An 11,531-nucleotide genomic window follows, 5' to 3' on the forward strand; every position below is an offset into this window, starting at 1 on the left:
AATCGCCGGTATGGCAGCCGAATTGGCGGCCGAACTCGTCGACGGGCAGGAATGTGCCGTCTGCGGATCCACCGAGCATCCCGCGCCGGCGCGGCCCGCACCGGACACTGTCACCAAGGCCGACGAGGACGCGGCCCGCGAGGCCGAGCAGCGCGCCGAGGCGGCACTCGCCCGGGCAATCGCTGCCGTCGCCGAGGCGGCCGAAGTCGTTGCGGCGCTGCGCCAGCGGTGCGGCGAGCGGCCGCTCGACGACCTCGTCGCCGAACGTGACGCCGCCAGGTCGGCCCACGACGCGGCGGCCACGGAGGCCGGGGAACTCGATCGGCGTCGCACGCAGGTCGACACCCTGGAACGGCTCGACGCGGAACTGCAGGAGCGGCTGCGCGGCACGGAGGCCGAGGTCGCGGAGATCGCGCAGGCCGACGCGGTCGCCGCTGCCGAAGCCGACGAGATCCGGGCTCGCATCCACGCCGCGGTCGGGGACGGGGGTTCGCTCGTGGACCGCCGCGCGCGGCTGGCGGCCCTCGCGGCCGCGGCCACCGAACTGCTCGACCGGCGAGCGGCCGCCGTCCGGGCCCGGACCTTCGCCGACGAGCGGGCCCGCGACGCCGAGCAAGCCGCCGTCGACGCCGGATTCCACGACCTGGACGCGGCACTGGCCGCCGTGCGATCCGACGCGCGTCTGGCCGAGATCGACGCACTCGTCCGCGCCGCCGAGGAAGCCCGCGCGGTCGCGGCCGCCACGCTCGCCGAACCCGAGCTCGCGGCGCTCATCGGAGACGAGACGGCCGACGTCGCGGCGCGGCAGGACGCCGCGAACCGCGCCGCCGCCGAACTGCACGCGGCGCTCACCGCTGCCTCGGAGGCCGATCGGCGGCTCACCGACATCGACAAGTACACGACCCGGCTCGAGCAGGAGGATGCGAAGCTCGCGCCCCTGCGGGCCGAGCAGAACGAACTGGCCGGACTCGCGGATGTGATCGCAGGTGGCGGGCAGAACTCGCGGAAGATGTCGCTGCGGTCGTATGTGCTCGCGGCGCGACTCGAGGAGGTCGCCGAGGCGGCGTCCGAGCGGCTGCGTCGAATGTCCGGTGGACGCTACGAATTCGTGCACTCCGACGCCGCAGGCAGCCACGGCAAACGAGGCGGTCTGGGTCTGGACATCCACGACGAGTACACCGGGATGGTCCGGTCCACGAAGACCCTGTCGGGTGGTGAGTCGTTCCAGGCGTCGCTCGCGTTGGCGCTCGGGTTGGCCGACGTCGTCGCCGCCGAATCCGGGGGGCTCGTGCTCGACACCATGTTCATCGACGAGGGGTTCGGCACGCTCGACGCCGACGCCCTCGACTCGGTGATGGGTGTGCTCGACGAACTGCGTGCCGGTGGCCGCGTCGTCGGGGTGGTCAGCCACGTCGACGAGATGCGGCAGCGCATCCCGAGCAGGCTGCACGTCGTCCGGGGCCGGGCCGGCTCGACGGTCGAGATCGCGAGCTGAACCCGGCCACGTCGGTCAGCTCGGTTCGGGTGCCGAGCCCTCCCCGGGAGCGGGCAGCGCCAGGGTTTCCTTGTTGGCTGCTTCGACGCGTTCGTCGATCTGTTCGCCGATGTAGCGGATCACCACCGCGGCGACCGCCGCGACCGGCACGGCGAGGAACGCCCCGACGATGCCGAACAGCGACGACCCGGCCGTCACCGCGAGCAGCACGATGACCGCGTGCAGGTGCATGCTCCGTGATTGCAGCACCGGCTGGAGCACGTTCCCTTCGAGCTGCTGTACCGCGATGATGATGCCCAGCACGATGATCGCGGTGGTCAGGCCGTTGGCCACGAGCGCGACGAGGACCGCGAGGGCGCCGGCGACGAACGCGCCGACGATCGGGATGAACCCGCCGATGAAGGTGATGATCGCCAGCACGGGTGCGAGCGGAACACCGAGGATGACCAGGCCGAGACCGATGAAGAACGCATCGATGAAGCTCACCAGCGCCTGCGTGCGGATGAACCCGCCGAGCGTGTCCCACATGCGGACGAGCACTTCTTCGAGGTGACGTCCCGCGCGCCCACCGCCGACGGCGTGCAGCCACGGGATGAACCGCGGGCCGTCCTTGATGAAGAAGAACGTCAGGACCAGCACCAGGCCGAGGGTGACCAGCAGCGAGCCGGCCGTGCTGACGCCCGAGAACACGCCGCTGGCGATGGTCGCGGCGCTGCCCTGAACCTTCTCCACCACCACCTGGACCGCGTTCTCGAGCTGCTCGTCGCGGAGGTTGATCGGCGGTCCCTGAATCCAGTCCTCCACCTTGTGGATACCCTCGGTGGCCTTGTTACCCAGCTCCGGGGCCTGCGACACCACCGACGGCACGATGCCGGCGATGATGCCGCCGACGACCGCGAAGAACAGCAGCAGGGTGACCGACGCGGCCGCCGCGGGTGGCACACGGCGTTTCATCAGGGCACGGGTCGGCGGCCACAGGACCGTCGACACCACGATCGCGAGGGCGACCGGGAGTACGACCACCCACATCTTCTCGATGATCCAGCCGAGGACGACAGCGCCCGCGGCGATCAGGACGACGCATGCCGACACCTTGGCCAGCCAGATGCCGCCGGCGCCGATGACCGCGCCCCGATCGAGGGGACGTGCGGGTAGTTCGGGCGGGGACTTCGCTTCGCTCAACGGGGATCCTTCCGACGGCCTCGTTCCGACAATCTAACGGAGCGAGCGTCCGGTTCGCCGATGCACACGGGCCTCGCGTCGGACCCCGCGGAACTCCGGGCTGTGAGTCGTGTACCTGGCGGAATTCGACGATTCCCGCGTTCGGCCGCGGGACGCGTGGGACCCTCGAGTGCATGAGCACACGAAGCGTGGGATCTCGGATCCGGAAGTCGGTTCCGGCGGCCGTCGCCGCACTCGCGGTCGCATGCACACTCGCCGCCTGTTCCTCCGACGAGGACAACACCCCGGCGAGCGAGGAGGCGCAGTCGTCGCTGGGTGCGGTCGTGACGAGTGTCCGCGAGCAGGCGGAGGGTGCGGTGTCGTCCGTGCAGAGCGCCGCGGAGAGCGCCGCGGAGAAGGCCGGGGAAGCGATCGACCAGGCGAAGCTCAGCGCATTCGTCGGTACGTTCCGCACCGCCTACCCGGACCTGGCGGCGGATCGGGAAACGGAGTCGATCGAGAAGATCGTCACCGACACGTGCCCGATGATCGAGGACGGCGCTCCGCAGCAGGACATCGACGCGACCGTCCAGGAACTCGCCACCAACGGCTCGGTGGAACCGACCGACGACCAGGCGGCGCGCATCGCGCAGCTCGTGAAGGTCGCCTGCCCGTAGGCACTGCCGGCTCGGTACGTTCGGGTGCCATGGGCACCCGATGGCAGACCGAGCGCAGCGCCGACGATTCCCGCGCCTACATCGAACGGTTCACCGGTCTCGAGGAATCCGGCGCCGACCTGCACGGTGAAGCGCGTTTCGTGGACGTCCTCCTCGCGCGCGGCAGCCGGGTGCTCGACGCCGGGTGCGGCACCGGCAGGGTGGGGGCCGAACTGGCCCGGCGCGGTCACCGGGTGACCGGCGTCGACCTCGATCCCGTGCTGATCGACGAGGCACGCCGCCGCCATCCCGACCTGACCGTGCACCTCACGGACCTGGCGACCCTGGACCTGCCGGGGGAGCCGTTCGACGCGGTCGTCGCCGCCGGCAACGTGATGGTGTTCCTGGAACCGGGCAGCGAACGCACGGTGCTCGCCGCGATCGCCGCGCACCTGCGGCCCGGCGGGGTGTTCGTCGCCGGATTCACCACCGGCAGCGTCTACCGTCCGGAGCAGTTCGCCGCGGACCTCGCCGCGTCCGGGATGGTGCTCGAGCAGCGGTTCGCGACCTGGGATCTGCGCCCCTGGCACGACGCCGCGGACTGGCTCGTCGCCGTCGCACGTCGTGCGGCTGACGGGGCCGGCGCGTGAACACGTAGAATGCTGATTCCGTGAGCCTTACTCTCGGAATCGTCGGACTTCCCAACGTCGGCAAGTCGACGCTGTTCAACGCGCTGACCCAGAACGATGTGCTGGCCGCGAACTACCCGTTCGCCACCATCGAGCCGAACGTCGGCCTGGTCGAGCTGCCCGATCCGCGGCTGAAGAAGCTCGCCGAGATCTTCGGGTCCGAGCGCATCCTGCCTGCCACGGTGTCCTTCGTCGACATCGCCGGCATCGTCAAGGGCGCATCCGAGGGTGCCGGCCTGGGCAACAAGTTCCTCGCCAACATCCGCGAGGCCGACGCCATCTGCCAGGTGGTGCGCGTGTTCTCCGACGACGACGTTGTGCACGTCGACGGCCGCGTCGACCCGGCCTCGGACATCGAGATCATCGAGACCGAACTCGTCCTCGCCGACATGCAGACCCTCGAGAAGGCGCTGCCGCGTCTCGAGAAGGAAGCGAAGAAGAACAAGGACCTCAAGCCCCAGTACGAGGAGGCCGTCAAGGCTCAGGCCTTCCTCGAAGAGGGCAAGACGCTGTTCAGCGTCAAGGACAAGCTCGACTTCGGCCTGCTGCGCGAGCTGCACCTGCTGACCACCAAGCCGTTCCTGTACGTCTTCAACGCCGACGAGGCGGTGCTCACCGACGAGGCGAAGGTCGCCGAGTTGCGCGCATCCGTCGCCCCCGCCGACGCCGTGTTCCTCGACGCGAAGGTCGAGCAGGAATTGCTCGAGCTGGACGAGGAGGACCGGCAGGAGATGCTGGACTCGATCGGCCAGACCGAACCCGGTCTGCATGCCCTGGCCCGCACCGGCTTCCACACCCTCGGTCTGCAGACCTACCTGACGGCCGGCCCGAAGGAAGCTCGCGCCTGGACGATCCACAAGGGCGACACCGCTCCGCAGGCTGCCGGCGTCATCCACACCGACTTCGAGCGGGGCTTCATCAAGGCCGAGATCGTCTCCTTCGACGACCTCGCCGAGGCCGGTTCGATGGCCGCCGCCAAGGCCGCCGGCAAGGTGCGCATGGAGGGCAAGGACTACATCATGCAGGACGGCGACGTCGTGGAGTTCCGCTTCAACGTGTAGGACCCCGACGCGCGCAAGCGCAGACGAGAAAGATAGCCGCGCGATGCATGCCTCGCGCGGCTATCTTTCTCATTTGCGGCTATGCCACCGGTTCACTGGCCGAGTTGCGTCCTTGCGGGACGAGCCTCGTCAGTAGGGGCGGCACACGGTGACGAGAGTCCGATGGGGACGCTCGCGCCGGTGCCCGAATTCCCGAAAGGTGACGACGATGCCTACCTCCCGAGTTCAACTCGCGCTCAACGTCGAAGACGTGACCGCGGCGACCGCGTTCTACTCGACGCTGTTCGGGGTGTCCCCGCACAAGCAGCGCGACGGATACGCCAACTTCGAGATCGAGGATCCTCCGCTGAAGCTGGTGTTGATCGAGAATCCCGGTGCCCAGGAGAGTCTGAACCATATCGGTGTCGAATCGCCGACATCCGAGGACGTCTCCGCCGCGTTGGCGCGGTTCCGGGACGTGGGTCTGACCGCGACGGTGGCCGAACAGGATTTCTGCTGCCATGCGGTGCAGGACAAGGTGTTCGTCGAGGCACCGGACGTGCCCAACGGGTGGTGGGAGTTCTACGCGGTGACCGACGACAGCCCCGCCAACCCCGAGGGTCTGACGACCTCGGCGTGTGAGGTCGCGTGCAACGGGCAGGACAACGCTGAGCAGGACGGCGCCGAGCAGGATGCGTCGGCCGGCAGCGTCTGCTGCGGATGACCTCGGTGGGGTGGGGTGCCGCGGGATTGCGGCGCCCCACGCCGGTGCCCTCCTGTCAGAGCGGGGGATTTCTGTCGAGGGTGAGCTGGTTCCGGTGGAAGTCGAAGTGCCGGCCCGGGTAGCGGTAGAGCTGTTCGACGGTCATCGTGTCGGTGAAGAACGGGTCCCAGCGCACCGGAAACGCCATGCTGCGCTGCATGTTCGTCTCGGGTTCGGTGGCCAGCGAGCGCTGGAGTTTCGCGATCACGCGGTCGCAGTGCCTTCCCATCCGGTGGCGGTCGAATACGGACGCGGCCGCGCACGAGCCCCGGTAATTGACCTCGTGGAAAGCCGGTGTCGCCGCGTTCAGGGCGCGCGCGAATCCGCGGCCGACCGGGTCGGGCAGCCGGGAGAACACCCGGACCAGCGGTAGTAGCCGGCGGACGACCATGTAGCCGAACACCATGTGGAACAACAGCTGTTCGTTGGTCCAGCGGGTGCCGTGCGAGCGGCGGTCGAGTTCCTCGGACGAGGCGTGATCGAGGAGTGAGTGCAGGGTGCGGCGGGCACGTTCGAGGTCGGCGGCGATCTCCCGGCGGTCGACCGGCGGTTGTGGTTCCGGCATGGTGTGCCTCTGATCGAGATGGGACGTTCGCACCGGAGTTTGGCGGTTGATTCGACGTCTGTCAATATTGATCCATGTCAATGCAAGCAGATCCGAGCGGCGACGCCTGCTGTTCCCCGCTGATGCGGCAGCCCCTCACCTCGGATTGGGCCGCCGACTTGGCCCGGATGTTCAAAGCCCTCGGTGATCCGGTGCGGCTGCGGATGCTCAGCCTGATCGCCAGCCACCAGGGCGGGGAGAGTTGCGTGTGCGATATCAGCCCGGCCTTCGACCTGTCTCAGCCGACCATCTCGCACCACCTGAAGGTGCTGCGCGAAGCCGGGCTGCTCGATTGCGAGCGCCGCGGGACCTGGGTCTACTACCGAGTGATTCCGCCCGTGCTCGAACAGCTCTCCGCGGTGCTGGCCACCGAATCCGGCGTCCTGCCCGGATCGGCTTGCGCCCCGACCGAAGCCGTTCAGGAGGCCCTCTCGTGACCACGACCACCGAACACCCGGCTGTGGTCGGGAAGATGTCGACCCTCGACCGGTATCTGGCGGTGTGGATCGGCGCCGCCATCGTTGCCGGCCTGCTGCTGGGACGGATGATCCCCGGACTCGGAGAAGCATTGAGCTTCATCGAGATCGACGGAATCTCGCTGCCCATCGCCCTCGGTCTGCTGATCATGATGTACCCGGTGCTGGCGAAGGTGCGCTACGACCGCCTCGACACCGTCACCGGCGACCGCAAACTCCTCGTCAGTTCCCTGCTCCTCAACTGGATCCTCGGCCCGGCACTGATGTTCGCCCTCGCCTGGCTGATGCTCCCGGATCTACCCGAGTACCGGACCGGCCTGATCATCGTCGGCCTGGCCCGCTGCATAGCGATGGTCGTCATCTGGAACGACCTGGCATGCGGCGACCGCGAAGCTGCCGCCGTGCTGGTGGCGATCAACTCGGTCTTCCAGGTGATCATGTTCGCCGTGCTCGGCTGGTTCTACCTGTCGGTGCTGCCCGGGTGGCTCGGTCTCGAGCAGACCACCCTCGACGTCTCTCCGTGGCAGATCGCCGAGTCGGTGCTGATCTTCCTCGGCATCCCACTGATCGCGGGGTTCCTCACCCGTCACTTCGGTGAGAAGGCCAACGGCCGGCAGTGGTACGAGGACAAGTTCCTGCCGAAGATCGGGCCGTGGGCCCTGTACGGGCTGTTGTTCACCATCGTGATCCTCTTCGCGCTGCAGGGCGAGCAGATCACCTCGCGGCCGCTGGACGTGGTGCGTATCGCGCTGCCCTTGCTGGCGTACTTCGCGCTTATGTGGGGCGGCGGGTATCTGCTCGGTGCCGCGATCGGACTCGGCTACGAGCGCACCACCACCTTGGCGTTCACCGCGGCGGGCAACAACTTCGAACTGGCCATCGCGGTCGCAATCGGCACGTTCGGGGTGACCTCGGGGCAGGCCTTGGCCGGGGTGGTCGGACCGCTCATCGAGGTGCCGGTCCTCGTCGCCCTGGTCTATGTCTCGCTCGCACTGCGCAAACGCTTCACCGGCCAGGCTGCCGTCGCCACGAGCTGACGGGACCGGACAGCGCCGTCTCCGTCCGAACTTCCTGCGGAAAGGAATCCCCAGCGTCATGACCACAGACTCCACCACCAGCGGCAACACCCGGCCTTCGGTGCTGTTCGTCTGCGTCCACAACGCCGGCCGCTCCCAGATGGCCGCCGGATTCCTCGCTGCGCTGGCCGGGGACCGGATCGAGGTCCGATCCGCCGGAAGCGCACCCGCCGAGCACGTCAACCCGGCTGCCGTCGCCGCGATGGCCGAAGTGGGCATCGATATCTCGAAGGAGAATCCGAAGGTCCTCACCACCGACGCGGTGCAGGCCTCGGATGTGGTGATCACGATGGGCTGCGGGGACACCTGCCCGGTGTTCCCGGGCAAGTCCTACCGCGACTGGGTGCTCGACGACCCGGCCGGGCAGGGCATCGACGCGGTGCGCCCGATCCGCGACGAGATCCGCGCCAAGGTCGGAGCGCTCATCGCCGAACTGACCGCGCAGCCGTCCCAGCGCTGACTGCAGGATCTTCGATGACGACGAGCGTCGACGTGGTCGTGATCGGCGGCGGCCAGGCGGGCCTGGCCGCCGGCTACTATCTGCGCCGGGCCGGGCACCGCTTCGTGATCCTCGACGACCAGCGGGGTCCGGGTGGAGCGTGGCCGCACATGTGGCCGTCGCTGCGGCTGTTCTCGCCGGCGGAATTCGCTTCCCTGCCGGGCCGGCCGATGCCCCGGTGGCCGGACGGGTTCCCGCCGGCACGTCATGTCGTGGACTATCTCACCGCCTACGAAACCCGCTACGACCTGCCGGTCGAGCGGCCGGTGCGGGTGCACGCGGTCCGGCGTGACGGCCTCGATCTGCTGGTCGACACCGACAGCGGGCAGTGGCGGGCGCGCCGGGTGATCAGTGCCACCGGCACCTGGCAGCGACCGTTCCGGCCGAGCTACCCGGGCGCGAACTTGTTCACCGGACGGCAGTTGCACACCGTCGACTACCGCACCCCGGCCGAGTTCGCCGGGGCGGACGTGGTGATCGTCGGCGGTGGCAACTCCGCCGCTCAACTCGTCGCCGAGATCTCCACCACCGCGACCACCACCTGGGTCACCACCCGGCCACCACGATTTCTGCCCGATGGCGTCGACGGCCGGGCCTTGTTCGAGTTCGCCTCCCGCCGCGCGATCGCCCTGGCCTCCGGCCGGCCCGATCCCGGTGGCATCGCCGCCCTCGGAGACATCGTGATGGTCCCGGACGTCCTCGCAGCGCGCGACCGCGGGGTGCTGACCGCGCTGCCGATGTTCGACCGGCTCACCGTCGACGGCATCGCCTGGGGTGAGCGTAGGCAGCACGCCGACGTCGTGCTGTGGGCCACCGGCTTCCGGCCCGCACTCGCGCATCTGAGACCGCTTCGGCTGCGCGATCACACCGGCACGGTGCCGGTCGCCGGCACCCGTTCCCTGAAGGAACCGCGCCTGCATCTGCTCGGCTACGGCGACTGGACCGGCCCCGGCTCGGCCACGATCCTCGGCGTCGGCCGCACCGCTCGATCTGCCGTCGCCGAACTGGACCTCGACCTCGACAACTGATCTCGGTGAAAGGACTTCGACCGGGCGCACCCCGGCGATCAACGCCTCGCGTCCGAAGTCCTGCTCCCGAGGAGTGCGTCGCCGAGGACACCGGTGTCGGCCGCCCGAAAGGCAGCCGACACCGGTATGTGGTTCAGCAGCAGGATTTTTCGGTGGCAGCAGGCTGCGGCCGCTCGCTCTCCTCCAGGGTGCCGGCGGCGGTGCCACAGCACACGCCGCCCTCGCCGACCGGGCCGTCGAGGTGCTGCGGGCTCGTCCCGAAGGTCTCCGAATCGGCGAGGACGGTGTACACCTCCCACTTCTCACCGGCCGGACCGGTGACCCACACCTTGTCCTGCGTGGCGAAACAACAAGTGGTGCCGATCTCCTCGTCGGTGAACAGCCCCTCGCCGGTCAGGCGGGCGATCTCGGCATGTACCTTCTCGCTCGATTCGACCTCCACCCCGAGGTGGTTGATGGTGCCGCCCTTGCCGGGGTTCTCGAGCAACACCAGCTTGAGCGGCGGCTCCGCGATCGCGAAGTTCGCATAGCCCGGCTTGAGCTTGGCCGGTTCGGTACCGAACAGCTTCGAGTAGAACGTGACCGCTTCCTGCAGGTCGTCGACATTGAGGGCGAGTTGGGCGCGGGACATGATGACCTCCACCTCTGAGACATATATCGAAGTATGACGGCTACAGGGTGCGCCACCTTTTCGATATATGTCAAGCTTTTGGGTAGTCTCGAATCATGCCGAAAGCCCTGCCAGTGATCGACGTCAGTGCACCGATCTGCTGCGCTCCGGTGTCGGCCGCGCCGATGAGCGACGACGCTGCCCTCGAGCTCGCACTCCGATTGAAGGCACTGGCCGATCCGGTCCGCATCAAGCTCGTATCCATCCTGCTCACCGCCGACGGCGGCGAGGTGTGTACCTGCGATCTCGCCGCCGGTGTCGACCTGGCCGAATCCACCGTCAGTCATCATCTCGGGCAGCTCCGCAAGGCCGGCATGGTCGAATCCGAACGTCGAGGGATGAACGTCTTCTATCGCGCCCGTACCGAGTCTCTCGACGCACTGCGGATCGTCCTCGATCCGAACTGCTGCCGCTGACGCCCCAACGCTCGGCGGCAGTGCGTCCGGGCAGCGATTGGTTCGTCTGAGCTAGCGGACCCCACGTTCGTGTGGGGGCACCGCCAGCTCGAGAGGAACCAGCGATGACCACCCAACTGTCCGCCCGTCCCGCCGCCGACCCCGCCGGGGGTGTGCGATGACCGCCCCGGCCGTCGTGGTCGAAGACCTCCACGTCGCCTACGGCAAGACGTGGGCGCTCGACGGCGTCGACCTGGAAGCCGCTGCCGGAACCACGGTCGGGGTGCTCGGCCACAACGGCGCCGGCAAGACCACCCTGATCCGCACCCTGACCACCCTGGTGACCCCGACCATCGGACGAGTGCAGGTCGACGGTCTCGACGTCGTCGCCGACGCCACCGCAGTCCGCCGCCGCATCGGGGTGACCGGTCAGTACGCCGGTCTCGACGAATTCCTCACTGCCCGAGAGAATCTGGAGCTGATCGGTCGCCTCACCGGGCTGCGTCGCACCGCCCGCCCCCGGGCGGACGCGCTGATCGAGAGGCTCGGGTTGCACGAGTACGCGACCCGCCGGGTCGGGGAACTGTCCGGGGGATCGCGCCGGCGAATCGACCTGGCCGCCAGCCTCGTCGGCTCCCCGTCGGTGCTGTTCCTGGACGAGCCGACCACCGGCCTGGACCCGATCGCCCGCACCGGGCTGTGGGAGGTCGTCGAGGAACTCACCGCCGCGGGTACCACCGTGGTGCTCACCACCCAGTACCTCGAGGAAGCCGACCGGCTCGCCGACCACATCGTGGTCCTGCGCAGTGGCCGGGTCGCTGCCCGCGGTACCCCGAGCGATCTGAAGCGGATCGTCGGCGGCAAGGTCCTCGCCGCCACCGTCCCGGCCGTTCGAGCAAGCGCGCTGCCGTTCACCCCGGACACCGAACGTCCGGTCGACGGCGGCGCCCGGATCCGGGTGTCGGTCACCGTCGACGAC

General features: G+C 68.8%; 14 protein-coding genes. 11 read left to right on the forward strand and 3 right to left on the reverse strand.

What is annotated here, in order from left to right:
- On the forward strand, positions 1 to 1,495 hold a 1,495-nt coding region (locus tag I0Q12_RS31270; protein WP_269437730.1), incomplete at its 5' end, for an SbcC/MukB-like Walker B domain-containing protein.
- A gap of 15 nt (positions 1,496 to 1,510) precedes the next feature.
- On the opposite strand, the gene I0Q12_RS31275 is transcribed toward I0Q12_RS31270, so the two are convergent.
- Positions 1,511 to 2,677, reverse strand: a complete 1,167-nt coding sequence (locus tag I0Q12_RS31275) for an AI-2E family transporter (protein ID WP_197257906.1) — start codon at positions 2,675 to 2,677, stop codon at positions 1,511 to 1,513.
- Between the two features lie 173 nt (positions 2,678 to 2,850).
- Between I0Q12_RS31275 and I0Q12_RS31280 the strand changes: the two genes are divergently transcribed.
- The 4 genes from I0Q12_RS31280 (at position 2,851) to I0Q12_RS31295 (ending at position 5,765) form a co-directional block, all read left to right on the forward strand.
- The gene (locus I0Q12_RS31280; protein WP_197257908.1) at positions 2,851 to 3,333 is read left to right on the forward strand and encodes a hypothetical protein; all 483 of its coding nucleotides are present in this window, start codon (positions 2,851 to 2,853) and stop codon (positions 3,331 to 3,333) included.
- Between the two features lie 29 nt (positions 3,334 to 3,362).
- Complete coding sequence (locus tag I0Q12_RS31285; RefSeq protein WP_197257910.1) at positions 3,363 to 3,962, forward strand: bifunctional 2-polyprenyl-6-hydroxyphenol methylase/3-demethylubiquinol 3-O-methyltransferase UbiG; 600 nt, start codon at positions 3,363 to 3,365, stop codon at positions 3,960 to 3,962.
- A 20-nt stretch (positions 3,963 to 3,982) separates the two neighbouring features.
- Positions 3,983 to 5,062, forward strand: coding sequence for a redox-regulated ATPase YchF (ychF, locus tag I0Q12_RS31290; RefSeq protein WP_197257912.1), 1,080 nt, complete (start codon positions 3,983 to 3,985; stop codon positions 5,060 to 5,062).
- A 208-nt stretch (positions 5,063 to 5,270) separates the two neighbouring features.
- A complete protein-coding gene (locus I0Q12_RS31295; protein ID WP_197257914.1) occupies positions 5,271 to 5,765 on the forward strand; it encodes an ArsI/CadI family heavy metal resistance metalloenzyme in 495 nt (164 codons plus the stop codon).
- Between the two features lie 55 nt (positions 5,766 to 5,820).
- On the opposite strand, the gene I0Q12_RS31300 is transcribed toward I0Q12_RS31295, so the two are convergent.
- The gene (locus tag I0Q12_RS31300) at positions 5,821 to 6,369 is read right to left on the reverse strand and encodes a DinB family protein (RefSeq protein ID WP_197257916.1); all 549 of its coding nucleotides are present in this window, start codon (positions 6,367 to 6,369) and stop codon (positions 5,821 to 5,823) included.
- A gap of 74 nt (positions 6,370 to 6,443) precedes the next feature.
- Between I0Q12_RS31300 and I0Q12_RS31305 the strand changes: the two genes are divergently transcribed.
- The 4 genes from I0Q12_RS31305 to I0Q12_RS31320 are packed head-to-tail and all read left to right on the forward strand — an operon-like array spanning position 6,444 to position 9,487.
- Positions 6,444 to 6,845 (forward strand): helix-turn-helix transcriptional regulator, encoded by a 402-nt coding sequence (locus tag I0Q12_RS31305; protein WP_197257918.1) that lies wholly within the window; start codon positions 6,444 to 6,446, stop codon positions 6,843 to 6,845.
- Positions 6,842 to 7,921: an ACR3 family arsenite efflux transporter gene (gene arsB / locus I0Q12_RS31310; RefSeq protein ID WP_374069040.1), complete on the forward strand. Its 1,080-nt coding sequence runs from the start codon at positions 6,842 to 6,844 to the stop codon at positions 7,919 to 7,921. Before I0Q12_RS31305 ends, arsB begins: the two co-directional genes overlap by 4 nt.
- Before the next feature lie 58 nt (positions 7,922 to 7,979).
- A complete protein-coding gene (locus I0Q12_RS31315) occupies positions 7,980 to 8,420 on the forward strand; it encodes an arsenate reductase ArsC (protein ID WP_197257920.1) in 441 nt (146 codons plus the stop codon).
- 14 nt (positions 8,421 to 8,434) lie between these two features.
- Positions 8,435 to 9,487: an ArsO family NAD(P)H-dependent flavin-containing monooxygenase gene (locus I0Q12_RS31320; RefSeq protein WP_197257922.1), complete on the forward strand. Its 1,053-nt coding sequence runs from the start codon at positions 8,435 to 8,437 to the stop codon at positions 9,485 to 9,487.
- Between the two features lie 133 nt (positions 9,488 to 9,620).
- Here I0Q12_RS31320 and I0Q12_RS31325 read toward each other — a convergent pair whose 3' ends face one another.
- Positions 9,621 to 10,118, reverse strand: a complete 498-nt coding sequence (locus I0Q12_RS31325) for an ArsI/CadI family heavy metal resistance metalloenzyme (RefSeq protein WP_197257924.1) — start codon at positions 10,116 to 10,118, stop codon at positions 9,621 to 9,623.
- A gap of 95 nt (positions 10,119 to 10,213) precedes the next feature.
- On the opposite strand from I0Q12_RS31325, the gene I0Q12_RS31330 reads away from it, so the two are divergent.
- A complete protein-coding gene (locus I0Q12_RS31330) occupies positions 10,214 to 10,573 on the forward strand; it encodes an Rv2640c family ArsR-like transcriptional regulator (protein ID WP_197257926.1) in 360 nt (119 codons plus the stop codon).
- Between the two features lie 157 nt (positions 10,574 to 10,730).
- Positions 10,731 to 11,531, forward strand: an 801-nt coding sequence (locus tag I0Q12_RS31335; protein ID WP_231611794.1) for an ABC transporter ATP-binding protein, incomplete at its 3' end; no start/stop codon positions are given.

The sequence above is a fragment of the Rhodococcus sp. CX genome, assembly GCF_015865005.1.
Taxonomy (GTDB): Bacteria; Actinomycetota; Actinomycetes; order Mycobacteriales; family Mycobacteriaceae; genus Rhodococcus.

Excerpts from the sequence above, each read along its gene's own strand:
- I0Q12_RS31280 (WP_197257908.1), top strand. The coding sequence starts at position 2,851 with ATGAGCACACGAAGCGTGGGATCTCGGATCCGGAAGTCGGTTCCGGCG.
- I0Q12_RS31285 (WP_197257910.1), top strand. The coding sequence starts at position 3,363 with ATGGGCACCCGATGGCAGACCGAGCGCAGCGCCGACGATTCCCGCGCC.
- I0Q12_RS31295 (WP_197257914.1), top strand. The coding sequence starts at position 5,271 with ATGCCTACCTCCCGAGTTCAACTCGCGCTCAACGTCGAAGACGTGACC.
- I0Q12_RS31300 (WP_197257916.1), bottom strand. The coding sequence starts at position 6,369 with ATGCCGGAACCACAACCGCCGGTCGACCGCCGGGAGATCGCCGCCGAC.
- I0Q12_RS31305 (WP_197257918.1), top strand. The coding sequence starts at position 6,444 with ATGTCAATGCAAGCAGATCCGAGCGGCGACGCCTGCTGTTCCCCGCTG.
- I0Q12_RS31315 (WP_197257920.1), top strand. The coding sequence starts at position 7,980 with ATGACCACAGACTCCACCACCAGCGGCAACACCCGGCCTTCGGTGCTG.
- I0Q12_RS31320 (WP_197257922.1), top strand. The coding sequence starts at position 8,435 with ATGACGACGAGCGTCGACGTGGTCGTGATCGGCGGCGGCCAGGCGGGC.
- I0Q12_RS31325 (WP_197257924.1), bottom strand. The coding sequence starts at position 10,118 with ATGTCCCGCGCCCAACTCGCCCTCAATGTCGACGACCTGCAGGAAGCG.
- I0Q12_RS31330 (WP_197257926.1), top strand. The coding sequence starts at position 10,214 with ATGCCGAAAGCCCTGCCAGTGATCGACGTCAGTGCACCGATCTGCTGC.